Annotated in this window: 15 protein-coding genes; 9 read left to right on the top strand and 6 right to left on the bottom strand. The window is 65.1% G+C overall.

What is annotated here, in order from left to right; translation table 11 throughout:
* Positions 1-98 precede the first annotated feature (98 nt).
* The 3 genes from moaB to AC4FS3_RS07880 form a co-directional block, all read right to left on the bottom strand.
* Positions 99-629, bottom strand: a complete 531-nt coding sequence (gene moaB / locus AC4FS3_RS07870) for a molybdenum cofactor biosynthesis protein B (protein ID WP_283176107.1) — start codon at positions 627-629, stop codon at positions 99-101.
* On the bottom strand, positions 626-1,255 hold the full coding sequence (locus tag AC4FS3_RS07875) for a LysE family translocator (protein ID WP_491020075.1): 630 nt from the start codon (positions 1,253-1,255) through the stop codon (positions 626-628). The genes moaB and AC4FS3_RS07875 overlap by 4 nt, the downstream gene beginning before the upstream one ends.
* A 328-nt stretch (positions 1,256-1,583) precedes the next feature.
* Positions 1,584-2,483 carry a uracil-DNA glycosylase gene (locus AC4FS3_RS07880; RefSeq protein WP_491020076.1) on the bottom strand — a complete coding sequence of 300 codons (900 nt, stop codon included), beginning with the start codon at positions 2,481-2,483 and terminating at the stop codon, positions 1,584-1,586.
* 128 nt (positions 2,484-2,611) lie between these two features.
* Here AC4FS3_RS07880 and AC4FS3_RS07885 point away from each other — a divergent pair, with 128 nt between their 5' ends.
* From AC4FS3_RS07885 to AC4FS3_RS07920, 8 genes are all read left to right on the top strand, one after another.
* Positions 2,612-3,574, top strand: coding sequence for an aspartate carbamoyltransferase catalytic subunit (locus tag AC4FS3_RS07885; RefSeq protein WP_092899310.1), 963 nt, complete (start codon positions 2,612-2,614; stop codon positions 3,572-3,574).
* 9 nt (positions 3,575-3,583) lie between these two features.
* Positions 3,584-4,129: a hypothetical protein gene (locus tag AC4FS3_RS07890; protein ID WP_491020077.1), complete on the top strand. Its 546-nt coding sequence runs from the start codon at positions 3,584-3,586 to the stop codon at positions 4,127-4,129.
* On the top strand, positions 4,126-4,251 hold the full coding sequence (locus tag AC4FS3_RS07895; RefSeq protein ID WP_491020078.1) for a hypothetical protein: 126 nt from the start codon (positions 4,126-4,128) through the stop codon (positions 4,249-4,251). Before AC4FS3_RS07890 ends, AC4FS3_RS07895 begins: the two co-directional genes overlap by 4 nt.
* Before the next feature lie 3 nt (positions 4,252-4,254).
* A complete protein-coding gene (locus AC4FS3_RS07900) occupies positions 4,255-4,866 on the top strand; it encodes a hypothetical protein (RefSeq protein WP_491020079.1) in 612 nt (203 codons plus the stop codon).
* Positions 4,867-5,211: 345 nt separating this feature from the next.
* Entirely contained in the window at positions 5,212-5,871 is a 660-nt protein-coding gene (locus tag AC4FS3_RS07905; RefSeq protein ID WP_491020080.1) for a hypothetical protein, read from the top strand.
* Entirely contained in the window at positions 5,868-7,145 is a 1,278-nt protein-coding gene (pyrC, locus tag AC4FS3_RS07910) for a dihydroorotase (RefSeq protein WP_491020081.1), read from the top strand. Before AC4FS3_RS07905 ends, pyrC begins: the two co-directional genes overlap by 4 nt.
* A gap of 65 nt (positions 7,146-7,210) precedes the next feature.
* Positions 7,211-7,861 (top strand): glycerol-3-phosphate 1-O-acyltransferase PlsY, encoded by a 651-nt coding sequence (plsY, locus tag AC4FS3_RS07915; protein WP_491020082.1) that lies wholly within the window; start codon positions 7,211-7,213, stop codon positions 7,859-7,861.
* A gap of 6 nt (positions 7,862-7,867) precedes the next feature.
* Complete coding sequence (locus AC4FS3_RS07920) at positions 7,868-8,422, top strand: NYN domain-containing protein (RefSeq protein WP_491020083.1); 555 nt, start codon at positions 7,868-7,870, stop codon at positions 8,420-8,422.
* Here the strand turns inward: AC4FS3_RS07920 and AC4FS3_RS07925 are convergent.
* The 3 genes from AC4FS3_RS07925 to AC4FS3_RS07935 all read right to left on the bottom strand — a co-directional run bounded on the left by AC4FS3_RS07925 (position 8,411) and on the right by AC4FS3_RS07935 (position 11,156).
* The gene (locus AC4FS3_RS07925) at positions 8,411-9,757 is read right to left on the bottom strand and encodes a glutamate--cysteine ligase (protein WP_491020084.1); all 1,347 of its coding nucleotides are present in this window, start codon (positions 9,755-9,757) and stop codon (positions 8,411-8,413) included. The genes AC4FS3_RS07920 and AC4FS3_RS07925 overlap by 12 nt on opposite strands.
* 131 nt (positions 9,758-9,888) lie before the next feature.
* Positions 9,889-10,434, bottom strand: coding sequence for a hypothetical protein (locus tag AC4FS3_RS07930; protein ID WP_491020085.1), 546 nt, complete (start codon positions 10,432-10,434; stop codon positions 9,889-9,891).
* Positions 10,431-11,156: a 16S rRNA (uracil(1498)-N(3))-methyltransferase gene (locus AC4FS3_RS07935; protein ID WP_491020086.1), complete on the bottom strand. Its 726-nt coding sequence runs from the start codon at positions 11,154-11,156 to the stop codon at positions 10,431-10,433. Before AC4FS3_RS07935 ends, AC4FS3_RS07930 begins: the two co-directional genes overlap by 4 nt.
* A 141-nt stretch (positions 11,157-11,297) precedes the next feature.
* Between AC4FS3_RS07935 and ubiA the strand changes: the two genes are divergently transcribed.
* On the top strand, positions 11,298-12,227 hold the full coding sequence (gene ubiA, locus AC4FS3_RS07940) for a 4-hydroxybenzoate octaprenyltransferase (RefSeq protein ID WP_491020203.1): 930 nt from the start codon (positions 11,298-11,300) through the stop codon (positions 12,225-12,227).
* The last annotated feature ends 33 nt before the right edge of the window (positions 12,228-12,260 follow it).

Genomic DNA, 12,260 nt, shown 5'->3' on the forward strand with positions numbered 1-12,260 from the left:
TGAACCTGGCCTCAGATCTGCGGCGCAGAGATCCGAACCCGTCCTTCTCTCATCCTTCATTCCCGGGTTTCACCCGGGTCAGGCCCAGGCGCCAGGGCTCACTTGCGCCGCTTGTGTTCCTCGAGTCGCGGGAAAATTTCCACGAAGTTGCAGGGGCCGTGGCGGTAGTCGAGCTGTTTGACGAGGATCTCGTCCCAGGCGTCCTTGCAAGCACCGGTCGAGCCCGGCAGCGCGAAGAGATAGGTGCCGCCCGCAACCCCCGCGCAGGCGCGGCTTTGCACGGCGGAAGTGCCGATCTTTTGCATCGAGACAATGGTGAAGACCGTGGAAAAGGCGGTGATTTCCTTTTCATAGACGTCATGATGCGCCTCGACGGTCACATCGCGCCCGGTCAGCCCGGTGCCGCCGGTCGAGATCACCACATCCACATCGGGGTCGGCGATCCAGGCGCTGAGCTGCGCCGCGATCCGCGCGCGGTCATCGGTGACAATGGCGCGTGCGGCGAGGATATGGCCCGCCGCTTCCAGACGCGCCACCAGCGTCTCGCCGGACCGGTCCTCGGCCAGGCTGCGGGTGTCAGACACGGTCAGCACGGCGATGCGGGTGGGAATGAACTCTCTTTCGGTCATGCGGCACGCTCCATCACGGCAAGGCGCAGGGCAAGCGCTGCAAAAATGCCGCCGGTCGCGCGGTTCATGCCCCGCGCCAGCCGGTCCGATCCGAGCAGCGCCCGCCCGAGGCGCCCGGCAAAGAGCCCGACCGCGCCGTTGATCACGAGGCCGCCGGCGCAGATGATCACCCCAAGGGCCAGAAATTGCGGCAGCACCGGCTTTGACGCCGTCACGAATTGCGGCAGGAAGGCAAGGATGAACAGTGCCACTTTCGGGTTCAGCAGATTGACCACCAGCGCCTCGCGAAACACCCTGGCTGCGGGCGCGCGGGCGACAGATGCGATCTCGGGTCGCCCCGCATTCCAGGATCTGACCGCCAGCCACAAGAGATAGCCGACACCGCCCCAGCGGATCACCTCAAAAGCCAACGGATGCGCTTTCAGGAGCGCCGCCAGCCCCAGCCCGGCGATCAGAACATGCACGAAACAGCCAAGCGCGATGCCGAGATTGGCCGCCATGCCCGCACGCGCGCCGCCCTTCAGGCCCTGGGCCAGCACGAACATCATATCCGCCCCTGGCGTGAGGTTCAGTGCCAGCGCGGCAGGCAGGAAGGCCAGCAATGTCACAGCATCAACGGGAAACATCAAAACCCACCCCGTATCTGAGGATGTCGGATTGCGGATATGAGGGTGACAGGCATGGGTTTGATTACCTGCCGGCGCGGCTTTGCCGGCGCCTCATTCGCCGCGGCCAGCAATTTTTCACCGAATTCTTCGCCCGGGATATAAGACCGCATCCCGGCAAGATCGCCATAGGGCCCTGGCTTTAACCACTTGCAATTTGCCAGGCCGGCGCCCTCTGCCTCTTCCCCCTGGGCGGCGACGGCCTTTGCAGGCAGGGTCCGCCCATACCCCGGCGCGCGCGGGCGCAGCGGCATCTTCGCCAGTGTAAGAATTGCGGCAGGGCGCATGATCATCCCTTGTCGAGAAAGGCCCGCAAAGCGAGCAGATCGGCCCAGGCCTCGCGCTTGGCGGCGGGGGTGCGCAAAAGATAAGCCGGATGTGTCATCGGCAAAAGCGGCTTGTCCAGCGCGGTCGTCCAGCTGCCCCGCGCGCGCAGGATGCCGCGATTGCCGGTCAGCGCGACAAGCGGCGTATTGCCCATGACCACGATCACATCCGGGTCAGCCAGCGCGATATGGCGTTCGACAAAGGGGCGCAGCATGGCGATCTCGGCCGGGCTGGGGTCGCGATTGCCTTCGGGGCGCCAGGGCATGACATTGGTGATGTAGAAAGAGGCGGCCGGATCGGGGCTCTGGCGGGTCAGGCCGATGGCGCCGAACATGCGGTCCAGAAGCCTTCCGGCCTCGCCCACAAAGGGGCGTCCCTCGATATCCTCTTCGCGGCCCGGCGCCTCGCCGAGGATCAGAACCCGTGCCTTCGGATTGCCATCGGCAAAGACCGTGTTGCGGGCGCCGCGTTTCAGATCGCACAGATCAAAGCCGCGAATGGCTGTTTCCAGCGCCTCCAGCGTGGTGGCCGAGGCGGCTGTGGCGCTGGCGACCGCAACCGGATCAATCTGCGGCTCGGGCGATGGGTCGTAAGTCTGAGAGACGGCGTTCTGGCGGGTTGGGTTCTGGCCGCGCGCCGTGGCTGCGGGGGCTGCCGCGCGGACCGGCTTTTCGATCACAACCTCATAGCGGTTGACGGGTGCCTCGCCGATCACCTCGTCGATGCCGCAGTCAAGCTGCCAGTCCAGCGCGGCGTAAGAGGCATTCCAGTCAGCGGCCACGGCTGCGGCAAATGCCTCCGGATCCGGGCCTTCGCCATCCGGTTCCGCCGCCCCTGCCATGATCCCGGTTTCGATTCCCATAGCGCGCAGGCTAATGCCCGCAGCGCCGCGCCACAAGCCGGCCGCCGCCAAAGCGACACCGTCAGCGGCGCTTGCCCCTTTTCCCCCGCTTTGCGATAAGAGATCACGCACATTACAGGGATCACGCCATGGCTTTCCATGCCCGCCACCTTCTCGGGATCGAGCCGCTCTCGCCCATGGAGATCACCACCATCCTCGATCTCGCCGACCGCTATGTCGATCTGAACCGCCGTACGGTGAAACAGTCGGACACCCTGGCGGGGATGACGCAGATCAACATGTTTTTCGAGAACTCGACCCGCACGCAGTCGAGTTTCGAAATCGCGGGCAAGCGCCTTGGCGCCGATGTGATGAACATGAATATGGCAACCTCCTCGGTGAAAAAGGGCGAGACGCTGATCGACACCGCGATGACGCTGAACGCGATGCATCCGGATCTGCTGGTGGTGCGGCACGGCGCCTCGGGCGCGGTCAATCTTCTGGCGTCCAAGGTGAATTGCGCGGTGCTGAACGCGGGCGACGGCCGACACGAGCACCCGACCCAGGCGCTTTTGGATGCGCTGACGATCCGGCGGGCGAAAGGCCGGATCGACCGGCTCACCATCGCGATCTGCGGCGATGTCGCCCATAGTCGCGTTGCGCGCTCGAACCTGATCCTTCTGGGCAAGATGGGCAATAACCTGCGCCTGATCGGGCCGCCGACGCTGATGCCGTCGGGCTTTGCCGAACTGGGCGCGACGATCATCGAGGATATGCGCGAGGGCCTGAAAGGCGCCGATGTGGTGATGATGCTGCGGCTTCAGAAAGAGCGGATGGATGGCGGGTTCATCCCGTCGATGCGCGAATATTACCACCGCTACGGGCTGGATGCCGAGAAACTGGCCTATGCCAAACCAGATGCCATCGTGATGCATCCGGGGCCGATGAACCGGGGCGTCGAGATCGACGGCGAGATCGCCGATGACATCAACCGCTCGGTGATCCAGGACCAGGTCGAAATGGGGGTTGCGGTGCGGATGGCCTGTATGGATCTGCTGGCGCGCAATCTGCGCAGCGAGCGCGGCCGCCGTATCGCCGAGAGCTATGTCTGAGGCGGCCGGATGACCGCGAAACAGGGGCAGACCGGGGCACAGGAGCAGGCCGTGACGCGGGAACAGGCCGGAGCTGGCGCCGCGCCTGCATCTGTGACCCTGTGGCAGGCCCGACCGGATATGCGCATCTATGCCCTGATCGCGGTCCTCGGCTCTGTGATGGGCTTTTACCCCGTCCTGCGCCTTGCCACAGCCCTAGCCGGAACCGGTGAACCGCTGCCGCCGGTCGAGATCGCCTTCGCGCTGATCGCGGCCGCAATCTTCGTTTTCGCGGTCTTCATACTCGTTGTCATCCTGGCTGGCGGGTTCGTGATCGAATATCGCCTGGAGCAAGGGACTTTCTTTGTCGAGCGCCGGTTTCTCGGCAGGCTCCGCAGCCGCGCCTATGCTGTATCCGGGCTCCGCTTTTTTCGCATCCGCAGGTTTTCCTGCCTGGTTCAGGCCGGAAAACCCGGCCCAGACGGCAGCTGGCCTGCCAGCTCCACCATAACCCTGTTCAGTGCGGCCGATCGTGACAGCCTGCGCCGCGCGCTGCCGGAAGGAACCTTTCCGTGACCACGCCCGACCCCAATCGCAAACCCACAAAAGCCGAGATGCGTCAGGGCGGCATGGTCGCCACCGCCGTGCTGCTGGGCCTCGTGGTGCTGACCGTGGTTTTTGTCTGGGTGGGAGGCTGATCCATGACCCCCGCCCCCCCGCCAGGCTGGGAGGATATTCTCGACCCGGGCGAGGAGATTCTATGGCAGGGGCGCCCGGAAGCACGGTTCGACTGGACGAGCATCCTCAGTTTCCGCCTGATCGCAGGCCTTCCTTTCACCGGCTTCGCGCTGATCTGGATCTATATGGCCTCGGGGGCTGGCATTGGTCTGCCCTTTCCGGTCAACCTGATCTTTATCGCCTTCGGCCTGCCCGTGCTTTTCATCGGCCTGACCCTGTGTTTCGGTGCGCCGCTCGGGCGCTGGCTGCGGCTCAGAGGCAGCTTCTACACGCTGACCGACCGTCATGCCTTTATCGCGACTGAAATTCTTGGCCGCCGCCGGCTGCAGCGCTTTGCGCTGAACTCCGGCCTGCATCCGGCGCTGGAAGAGGGGCTGCCAGGTTCAGTCTGGTTCGCGACCCGCAGCTGGGATGTGGTCAGCCTGACGCGCGGCAGCCTCATCGGCTTTGTCCATAGCATCGGGATTTTCGGAGAAAAGATCGGCTTCGAGCAAATCCCCGAGTCCCGCACTGTCTACCGCCTGCTCCTCGACGCAATCAGCGGGCCAGGTGACATCACAGGTGGCACCAGATGAGCCTGGAGCGTGCAGGCCTTACCACCAGACAACAGTTCGCGGGCGGCCTGATCGCCATGACCTGGCTCTGGCAAGTCGCGCTCATCGGAAGGCCCGCCTGCACTGCGCGTCCCTTCTTCGAAATGCGCCGTTCTGGTCTGGCACAAACCGCTGAAGCGAAGCCCCCTGCTACGGGTACCGGTGCACGATCCGGTTCCGTTCCGACGCCCTGGCCGGCAACCCGCCGGGGCGGCGCTTCGCCCCTCAGGAGGATGCGCCAGGCCAGTGACGCTTTGCCCACGACCTGAGCCCCGGAACTGATCCGCACTCCCCGAACCTGACATCCTGGCCCCGAGACCCGCCCCGATGACCGCAACCGCGCCCCCCGCCCCGCCCGACTGGAGCCGCGATCTCGCGCCGGGAGAACGGCTGCTCTGGACCGGCCGCCCGGCGCCGGGGCGGCGTTATGACCGGAATGATCTGGGCATGACGCTGATCGGCGTGATGGTGGCCCTTTTCGCTTTCCTGTGGATCGCCTTTGCCGCGACATTCCTGCGCGATCCGGCAATGGCACCGGCCCAGGCGCCGCTCCTGGGGCTGGTGATGGTGTTTTGCGCCATTGTCGCAGTGCTGAGCCTGTTCCTCGCCTCCTGGCTTTTATGGCACGGCTGGCTCACGCGTGAGCGGGACTTTGAGCGCAGCTTCTACGCGCTGACCGACCGGCGCGCGCTGCTGCGGCTGACCGGCCCCGCGCCGCGGTTTTCGCGCCCGAAGCTCACCTCCTGGCCGATCCTGCCCGAAAGCATCCTCGAAATGACCGGCGATCCGCGCCATGGCACTGCCTCGCTGCATCTGGCGGTGCTCGTCACGGTAGACAGCGACGGTGACACGTCTTACACCCGCACCGGGTTTGAACGTCTGACGGATGCAGAACAGGTCCTGCAGCTGGTGCTCGACATTCAGGCCAAAGCAACGCTGGCCAAGGCAAAGCTGGCCAGATCCCAGCCCGACACGGATCCCGGATGACCATCCTTCATTTCACCAATGCCCGCCTGATCGACCCCGAAACGCTGAGCGATGCGCCGGGCAGCCTGACCGTGGTGGATGGCCTGATCGCCGAGCCCGCGAAGAAACTGCCGAAGGGCGCGGTCACCATCGATTGCGGCGGCAAATGCCTCGCCCCCGGGATCGTCGACTGGGGCGTCAAGATCGGCGAGCCGGGCGAGCGCCACCGCGAGAGCTTCCGCTCGGCAGGGCTTGCGGCTGCGGCGGGAGGCGTGACCACTGTGATCGCGCGGCCCGACACGCTGCCTGCGATCGACACGCCCGAAGTGCTGGAATTCGTCACACGGCGCGCCGCCGAGGCCGCGCCGGTCCGCATCCGCCATATGGCGGCGCTGACCAAGGGCCGCGCGGGTCATGAGATGACCGAGATCGGCTTTCTCCTTGATGCGGGCGCACTGGCCTTCACGGATGCCTTCCATGTCTCGACCGATACCCGCGCGCTGAGCCGTGCCCTGACCTATGCGCGTTCGCTTGGCGCGCTGGTCGTGGGCCATCCACAGGAACCCGCGCTCTCAAAGGGCGGCGCCGCGACTTCCGGCAAATTCGCGAGCTTCCGCGGCATTCCGGCGGTTTCGCCCATTGCGGAACGGATGGGGCTGGAACGCGATCTTGCGCTCGTCGAGATGACCCGCGCCCGCTATCACGCCGATCAGATCACCACCGCGCATGCCCTTCCCGCGCTGGCGCGGGCAAAGGCGGCAGGTCTGGATGTCACTGCAGGCACCTCGATCCACCATCTGACGCTGAATGAGCTGGATCTGGGTGATTACCGCACCTTCTTTAAACTGACGCCGCCCTTGCGGTCGGAGGAAGACCGTCAGGCGATCATCGCGGCGCTGGCGGATGGGCTGATCGATGTGATCGCGTCCTTCCACACGCCTGCCGATGAGGAATCGAAACGTCTGCCCTTTGAAGAGGCGGCCCCCGGCGCGGTGGCGCTTGAGACAATCCTGCCGGCCGCGATGCGGCTCTACCATGCCGGCCATCTGAGCCTGCCGCAGATCTTCCGCGCCATGGCGCTGAACCCGGCGAACCGGCTTGGCCTGCCGCAGGGCAGGCTCTCGGTCTCGGCCCCGGCGGATCTGGTGCTGTTTGATCCGGATGCGCCTTTCCTGATGAACCGCTTTACGCTGCAATCGAAATCGAAGAATACGCCCTTTGACGGGGCGCGGATGGAGGGGCGCGTGCTGGCCAGCTGGGTCGGCGGGCGCGAAGTCTTTCGCTCGGCAATCTGAAACGCAGCCTGGGGTAAACGCTGTCATCGGGCCCGGGCCCTGTGAGCGCAGGGGAGAGAGAATAAATGCCGGATTTTGTAACCGGGCGTGAGACGCTGATTCTGGTGGCCATCCTGGCCTATCTGCTGGGATCGGTGCCGTTTGGGGTGCTGATCACCCGCGCGATGGGCCTTGGCGACCTGCGTCAGATCGGGTCGGGGAATATCGGCGCGACCAATGTTCTCAGAACCGGCAACAAGGCGGCGGCGTTGGCGACATTGCTGCTCGATGGCGGCAAGGGCGCGCTGGCGGTTATCCTGGCGCGGAGCTGGGCTGGTGCGGAAGATGCCGCCCAGGTCGCAGCGCTGGCGGCTTTCCTTGGCCATCTCTTTCCGGTCTGGAGCGGCTTTCGCGGCGGCAAAGGGGTTGCGACCTTCCTTGGGATCCTGCTGGCGCTGGCGCCGCCGGTCGGCATTCTGACCTGCCTGACCTGGCTGATCGGCGCGATTGCGACCCGGATGTCCTCGGCGGCTGCCCTGATCGCAGCGGCGCTGACGCCGCTTTGGGTGCTGGTCGCCGGGATGAAAGACATGCCGGTCTGGATTGCCTCACCCGGTGCGGGGCGAATGCTGATCCTCGTCGTGCTGCTGACGGTGCTGATCTATATCCGCCACGCCGCAAATCTGAAGCGGATCAAATCCGGGACCGAGCCGAAGATCGGCGGGAAGAAGGCCTGATCTGCGATGGTTGAACTCAGCCTCGCTGTCCTGCTTCCGCTTTTGCTGCTCGCCTGGCTGCTGGCGCTTGCCCTGGGCTTGCGGCGGCGGTGGCGGGCGCGGGCAAAGGCCCGCAGACCGCTTGCGGTGCTTGATGGGTCCAATGTGATGCATTGGCGTGACGGCAAGCCGCAGATCGCCACCCTGTCCGAGGTGCTGACCCGGCTTGATCTGATGGGCTATCGCTGCGGCGTGGTTTTTGACGCCAATGCCGGCTACCTGCTGACCGGGCGCTATATGAATGACCGGCAATTCTGCCAGCTGCTCGGGCTGGAACAGGACCATGTTCTGGTGGTGCCCCGGGGTGCGCAGGCCGATCCCTACCTGCTGGATTTCGCAAATCAGAGCGATGCGGTGATCATCAGCAATGACCGCTTTCGCGACCGGATCGCCGGATATCCCGACCTCGCCCGCCCCGGCCGTCTGGTTCGGGGCGGCTATCGCGACAATGCGCTGTGGCTGGATCTTGCCCCGGCAGGGCAAGAGGCCAGGAAACAGGGCGCCCGTAAATCAGTAGCTTGATGCGTCATAGACCGGTGCGAGGCTGCCGGCCCAGTCGCCATGATACAGGTCGAGCCAGCGGTCGGCCTGGACCTTTCCGGCCTTGACCGAAGTGACCAGCGGCGCAAGCCAGATCTCTTCGCCATACCCGCGCTCTGCCAGCCCGGTATGGGCAAGCGAGACCACCGCATGGGCCAGATCGGCCAGCTTCACCCCATTCGCTTCGCCCTGCAGCGCCGAGACCGAGGCCGCAACGCGCAGCCCTTCGCGGGTCTCGCTGTCGATATTGCGGACCAGCTCCCATGCGGCATCCAGCGCGGCATCGTCATAGGTCAGCCCGGTCCAGAAGGCCGGCAGCGCGATCAGATGCGCGCGGTCGCCGCAATCCGCGCCGCGCATCTCGATATATTTCTTAACCCGCGCCTCGGGGAAAACCGTGGTCAGATGGTCGGCCCAGTCGGACAAAGTCGGCTTCTCGCCCGGCAGCGCCGGCAGCTTGCCATCGAGGAAATCGCGGAAGCTCTGTCCGAGCGCATCGATATATTTGCCGTCGCGATAGACGAAATACATCGGCACATCGAGCACCCAGTCCACATAGGCCTGAAAGCCCATGCCCTCGTCAAAGGCGAAAGGCAGCATCCCGGTGCGGCTGTCATCAAGGCCACGCCAGATCCTGGAACGCCAGGATTTATGCCCGTTCAGCTTACCGTCAAAGAACGGGGATGACGCGAACAGGGCTGTCGCCACCGGCTGCAGCGCGAGCGCCACGCGCAGCTTTTTCACCATGTCTGCTTCTGACGCGTAGTCGAGATTAACCTGCACTGTCGAGGTGCGGTACATCATCTGCGTGCCATGGGTACCGACGCGGCCCATATAATCGGTCATGAGCCGGTAGCGGCCCTTGGGCATCACCGGCATCTGGTCATGCGACCATTCTGGTGCCGCCCCGATTCCCATGAACCGGACGCCCATGCCCTCGGTCACCGCCGCCACCTCGGCGAGGTGATTGTCGAGCTCAGACGCGGTCTCGTTGATGGTCAGAACCGGCGCGCCGGAAAGCTCGAACTGGCCGCCGGGCTCAAGGCTGATATTTGCGCCGTTGCGGGTAAGGCCGATGACGTTTTCGCCTTCAAGCACCGGCTCCCAGCCAAAACGCATCTCAAGCCCTGCGAAAATCGCGGAAATCGAGCGCGGGCCGTCATAGGGCAGCGGCTGCTTCGTATCGGTAAGCCAGCCAAACTTCTCGTGCTCGGTCCCGATGCGCCAGTCTTCCTTCGGTTTACAACCGCTCTCCAGCAAGGCCGCGAGCTGGTCAAGGCTCTCGATCGGGCCGCCTCCGGATTGTGGTATCGACATGGGCTGGCTCCGGCTTCGCTGTCAACTGGTCTCAGGCGACTGACCTGTCCTGTCCCGGGGGATATTGTCAAGCCCGCCAGATGCACAGGTCCTGTGAGCTGGCGTTTCGGATGGGCCAGTCGGTTGGCCACTCACACAGGCCGGATGCCGCTGCCGGGCCGCGTCCAGACCAGATGTTCGCGCGCGCCGGTCGAGGGCAGCGTGCTGCCTTGCGGCGCTACATCGGCATCAAGCGCCGCCACGAGGCTTGCGGCCGTCAGCCCTGGCAGGCTGGTCAGCGCATCGGCGAGATCCCCGGCCCCGGCAGATTCGAGCGGCACGATCAGCCGCGCCCCCGAGAGGTCGCGCATCTGCCACAGCCTGCGCCCCCGGAGCGTGACCAGCTTCAGCTCTGCAAGGTCATTCAGGCTGACCTCGCCTCCCATCACCGGATGCAAAAACCGGATGCGGCCCTCGTCCACCTCGATCAGCCCGGGCGCCGAAGGGTCAGCCTGAAAGCGCATACGCCGCCAGCCATTGACCGCCCAGCCAAGCCCAAGCGCCATCACCGCCAGCCCTGGCAGCTGCCAGACCAGGGTGCCGCCGGCAAAGATCCAGCTGCCGAACAGAAGGAAAGCCGCGCCCTCGATCACACCCTGCCAGCGCCGCGCGCCGGCGATGATCCCGGGGCGGATCATGCCCAGTCCCCGAAAGTGCGCTGCCAGAGCGTCACCGCCGCCAGCGCCGCCGTTTCGGCGCGCAGGATCCGGGGGCCAAGGGCGACCGGGCTGACAAAATCGAGACTGTCGAGTTTCGCGCGTTCCTCGGGCGTGAAGCCGCCTTCCGGCCCGATCAGGATCGCCGCAGGCGCGCCCGGCGCGCCCGGCCAGATCCCATCAGACCCCGCCCGGATCTCATCGGCCCAATAGATCCGCCGCGCCGGATCCCAGCCCGCCAGAATCCGGTCGAGCGGTTGCAGATCACTGATCACGGGCACAAAGGTCGCGCCGCATTGCTCGGCCGCCTCAGTGGCATGGGCCTGCTGCTTATCGAGCCGGAGCCGTTCGGCATTCATGCGCCGGGTCGAGATGGGCATCAGACGCGCCACCCCCAGCTCTACCGCCTTCTCAACAATGAAATTTGTACGTTCCTTTTTGACCGGCGTGAACAAAAGCCACAGATCCGGCGGGAAATCCTGCCGCCGCGTCTGCGCTTCGCAGACCAGAACGCCGCGCCGTTTATTCGCCTCGGCCACGCGCGCGCGCCATTCGCCGTCACGCCCGTTGAACAAAAGCACCTCGGCGCCTGCCCCCAGCCGCATCACGGCAAAAAGATAATTCGCCGCCCCCTCAAGGACTGCGACGGCTTGCCCCTCCCCAAGGGGCTGATCTACATGAAGTCTGACTTTCGGCCCGGACATGGAGGCGAAACTATGGCGCCCACAGACAGAACGCCAGAGGGAAGCGGCCAGCCCGAAGGGGATGATCTGCTGTCGCCGGTCGAAGCGGCACGGCTTGCCGATCAGCTGGAGGCCACGGCTGCGAGGATCAGCAGCGGCCAGGTGGCGGATGCGCCGCGCGGCAATTGGGTGGATCACCTCGCCCCGCCGGTGACGCGGCCCTTCCTGCGGCTGTCGCGGGCAGACCGGCCGATCGGGACCTGGCTTTTATGGCTTCCCTGTCTCTGGGCGCTGGCGCTGGCGGCGAATGACGGGTCTGGTTTTTCCTGGTGGGATCTGTGGCTGGTGGCCTCTTCCGGGGCTGGCGCCTTTCTGATGCGTGGCGCGGGCTGCACCTGGAATGACATCACCGACCGCGATTTCGATGCCTCGGTCGCGCGGACCCGCTCGCGTCCGTTGCCTTCGGGCCAGGTCACGGTGAAAGGCGCGGTGATCTGGATGGTGGCCCAGGCGCTGATCGCGGCGCTGATCCTGTTCAGCTATAACCGGCTGGCGATCACGCTTGGCGTGGGCTCGCTGGCGCTGGTGGTAATCTATCCTTTCGCCAAACGCTTCACCTGGTGGCCGCAGGTCTTTCTTGGCTTCGCCTTCAACTGGGGGGCACTGCTCCTCTGGGCGGCACATTCCGGAGATCTGCCGATCGCGGCAGTGATCCTGTGGCTGGCGGGTATCGCCTGGACGCTGTTTTACGACACGATCTATGCCCATCAGGACAAGGAAGATGACGCGCTGATCGGGGTGAAATCCACCGCGCGGCTGTTTGCCGACCGGACCGGTCAATGGCTTGCGGGCTTTCTCGTGCTTTCGGTGCTGCTGTTTGCGGCGGCGGTGATCCTCACCATACCCGCTGGCCGGGGCCTCCTGCCGCTTCTGATGGGGCTTTGCGGCATCTGGGCCTTCGGACTGCATCTCTTCTGGCAGTTGCGGCAGCTGGATGCGGATGATCCGGCCATCTGCCTCAGGCTTTTCAAATCGAACCGTGATGCCGGTCTGATCCCTGTGCTGTTTCTTGCCGTCGCAGTCTTCCTCTGATTGATCCCTGCCGCCCAAGCGCCTAGGTAGAGG

This window comes from Pseudogemmobacter sp. TB195 (assembly GCF_058313095.1).